Here is a 3,395-nt window from a genome sequence, read left to right as displayed (position 1 = left end):
CCCCAGGCCCAGCCACAGGCCCGCCACCGCGCACACCCCGCCCCAGCCCCACCAGCCGAAGGCCGAGGCGGCGAGCGCGGAGGCGGTCGCGCCGCCGGCGAAACCGGCCACGACGTACGCCGTGTTGGCGGTGGCCGGGGTCGAGGTCGTCGTCAGGGCGACGGTCTGGTTGGCCACGTGGGAGGCGACCAGGGCCGCATGGACGGCGATCGCGGCGACGAACAGCGCCCACAGCGCGTGCCCGCCGAGCCAGAACAGCGGCACGGACACCGCGGCGAGCAGATACGCCGACCGTACGACCTTCGCGGCGCCGAAGCGGTCCACGAACCCGCCGGCCAGCGGTGCCACGACGCTCGCGGCCAGCCCGAACAGTCCGAAGAGCCCGGCGGTCGCGGTCGACAGGCCGTAGGACGGGCCGGTCAGCAGGAGGGCCAGCGAGGTCCACAGCGCGCTCCAGGCGCCGTACATCCCCGCCTGCCGCACGCACGCGCGCCACAGGTCGGGCGAGCGGCGGACGACGGACGGCAGGGCGGTGAGGCCCGAGAAGAGCGGCCCGGAGCGGCGCACCCGCTCCGCGGGCAGGGCGTACGCCGTCGCGAGCCCGAGGACGGCCGTCAGGGCGGCCGCGCCCACGAACACCACTCGCCAGCCGTAGGCCTGCCCGATCAGTCCGCCCAGGACGCGGGCCGCGACGATCCCGGTGAACAGGCCCGCGATGACGGCCGCGACATGGCGGGCCCGGCGGTCGGCCGGGGCGCGCTGGGCGACCAGCGGGACCAGCAGCTGGGGTACGACGGTGGCCGCGGAGGCGACCAGGACGGCGGCCGCGAGGGCGGTGGTGCCGGTGGCGAGCGCGGCGGCGGTCAGGGCCGCGGTGGTCACGAGGGAGAGGGCGGCGACCAGGCGCCGCCGGTTCACGCTGTCGCCGAGCGGGGCGAAGACGAGCAGTCCGAAGGCGTAGCCGAACTGTGCGACCGAGGCGACCCAGGCCACCGCGGAGGGGGTGGAGCCGAAGTCACGGGCGATGAGCGGGAGCAGCGGGGCCGCGAGGTAGATGTTGGCGGCCGTGACGGCGGTGCAGACGGCGATGAGGACGAGGAGGAGGGAGCTCGCGTTCCGGGCGGGCGTCTCCGTGGACCGTCCTGTGGTGAGCGTTGCTGTCGGCATGACCGGGGATCCTTCGGGTCGGTCTAACAACTAACTGGTTGGTTGGACGACTGGCTCAACAGTCTCCGAGCCTCGTCGATTCCCTGTCAACCAAATAGTTGGTTACTTCCTCGGCCGGCCCTACCCTGGCCCCATGGCAGCAGCAAGGGACCCCGAGGCCACGAAGGCCCGCATCTTCGAGGCGGCGGTCGCCGAGTTCGCCCGCCACGGCATCGCGGGCGCCCGCATCGACCGCATCGCGACCGAGGCCAAGGCCAACAAGCAGCTCATCTACGCCTACTTCGGCAACAAGGCGGAGCTGTTCACCCAGGTCCTGGGCAAGTCCATGCTCGATCTCGCGATCGCCGTCCCGGTCGACCCGGACGACATCGAGAGCTGGATCGACCGCCTCATGGACTACCACGAGGCCCACCCCGAGGTGCTGCGCCTGCTCTTCTGGGAGGGCCTGGAGTACGGCTCCAGCACCGAGCTCCCCGACGAGGCCGAACGCCAGGAGCACTACCGCCGCAAGGTCGCCACGCTCCGGGACGGCCAGGAGCGGGGTGTCGTCACCGACGCGATCCCGCCCCGCGACCTGCTGTTCCTGCTGATCGCGGTGGCCAACTGGGCGGCGGTGGTCCCGCAGATGAAGCGGATCCTCGTGGGCGGCGAGCCCACGGACCGCGACCGGCTGCGGGCTTCGGTGAAGGAGGCGGCACGGCGGCTGGTGGCCAAGTAGAGGGGCGCGCGGACAGGTTTTCTTGGAGCGCGGGGAACTGCGCGAGAAACCACGACGGCGCGGCACCCGCCGAACGGCATGCGGTGCTACCTCGGATGGCGTCGGACGGCATGCAGCGGCTCCTCGGACGGCGCCCCCAGCCGGACGGGACCCGTCCCGGACGTGACCCGTCCCGGACGTGACCCGTCCCGGACGTGACCCTCAGTTCGTCCCGATCCGCGCCAGCAGATCCACGATCCGCGCCTGAACCTCCGCACTCGTCGACCGCTCGGCGAGGAACAGAACCGTCTCCCCGGAAGCCAGCCGAGGCAGATCCGCCTGGTCCACCGCGGCCGTGTACACGACCAGCGGCGTCCGGTTCAGCTGCCCGTTCGCCCGCAACCAGTCCACGATCCCGGCCCTGCGCCGATGCACCTGCATCAGGTCCATCACGACCAGGTTGGGCCTGAGCTGCCCGGCCAGCGTCACCGCGTCGGCGTCACTCGCCGCCCGGGCGACCTGCATGCCCCGCCGCTCCAGCGTCGCCGTCAGCGCCAGCGCGATCTCCGCGTGCTCCTCGATCAGCAGCACGCGCGGCGGGTGCTGCTCACTGTCCCGGGGCGCCAGCGCCTTCAGCAGTACGGCGGGGTCGGCGCCGTACGCCGCCTCCCGCGAGGCCTGCCCGAGCCCGGCGGTCACCATGATCGGCACCTCGGACGCCACCGCCGCCTGCCGCAGCGACTGGAGCGCGGTCCGCGTGATCGGCCCGGTCAGCGGGTCCACGAACAGCGCGGCGGGGAAGGCCGCGATCTGCGCGTCGACCTCCTCGCGCGACTGCACGATGACGGGCCGGTACCCACGGTCGCTCAGCGCCTGCTGCGTGGTCACGTCCGGCGCGGGCCACACCAGCAGCCGCCGCGGGTTGTCCAGCGGCTCCGGGGGCAGCTCGTCGTCCATCGGCTGCGGCCGCGGGGTGTCCGGGATCTCCACGGCACCGCCGGGACCGTCCAGCGGCTCGGGCCCCTCGGCCGCGTTCTCGTCCGGTGCTCCTATGGCGTACGACCGCCCGGCCGCCTCGGTGGCGTGCGCGAGCCGCGACTGCCCGGCCAGCGACGGCTGCGGCGCCGGTGCGGCAACGGCCTGCTCGGCCGCCGGATGCGGACGCGCCCCCTGCTCCGGGGCCGCCGCGGCGGCGGGATCGGGCCGGGTGCCGAGCTTGCGCCGCCGACCCGAACCACCGGGATGCTGCGGAGGAGGCGTGGCCGCACCCGGCTGCTGCACCTGGGCGGCCTGCCGGGTGAACGGAACCCCCTGACCGAGGGTCCGCACGCTGATCGCCCGTCCCTGGGTGGAGTTCGGGTCGACGGGCGCGGCGGGGGAAGCGGGTGCAGCGGGAGCGGCCGGAACCGCCGCGGCCTCGGCGGGCAGCGGCTGTGCCGTGGCCTGCGCCGGCAGGGGCGTACCGGGCGCCGGGGTGGACTGACCGACGGCCTCGGGAGCCTGCACGGGCTGAGCCTGCGCGGGCTGGGCG

Annotated in this window: 3 protein-coding genes; 1 reads left to right on the top strand and 2 read right to left on the bottom strand. The window is 74.3% G+C overall.

Annotation, left to right across the window (positions count from 1 at the left end; translation table 11 throughout):
- Positions 1-1,167 (bottom strand): MFS transporter (locus EHS43_RS40520; protein ID WP_148104234.1); only part of this gene is annotated, 1,167 nt, incomplete at its 3' end.
- Between the two features lie 133 nt (positions 1,168-1,300).
- On the opposite strand from EHS43_RS40520, the gene EHS43_RS40515 reads away from it, so the two are divergent.
- Positions 1,301-1,885 carry a TetR family transcriptional regulator gene (locus EHS43_RS40515; protein ID WP_125195537.1) on the top strand — a complete coding sequence of 195 codons (585 nt, stop codon included), beginning with the start codon at positions 1,301-1,303 and terminating at the stop codon, positions 1,883-1,885.
- Between the two features lie 201 nt (positions 1,886-2,086).
- Here the strand turns inward: EHS43_RS40515 and EHS43_RS40510 are convergent.
- Positions 2,087-3,395: response regulator (locus EHS43_RS40510; protein WP_369009074.1), on the bottom strand; the 1,309-nt coding region annotated here is incomplete at its 5' end.

The sequence above is a fragment of the Streptomyces sp. RP5T genome (assembly GCF_003933965.1).
Taxonomy (GTDB): domain Bacteria; phylum Actinomycetota; class Actinomycetes; order Streptomycetales; family Streptomycetaceae; genus Streptomyces.
This window is presented reverse-complemented; position numbering and strand designations above follow the sequence as displayed.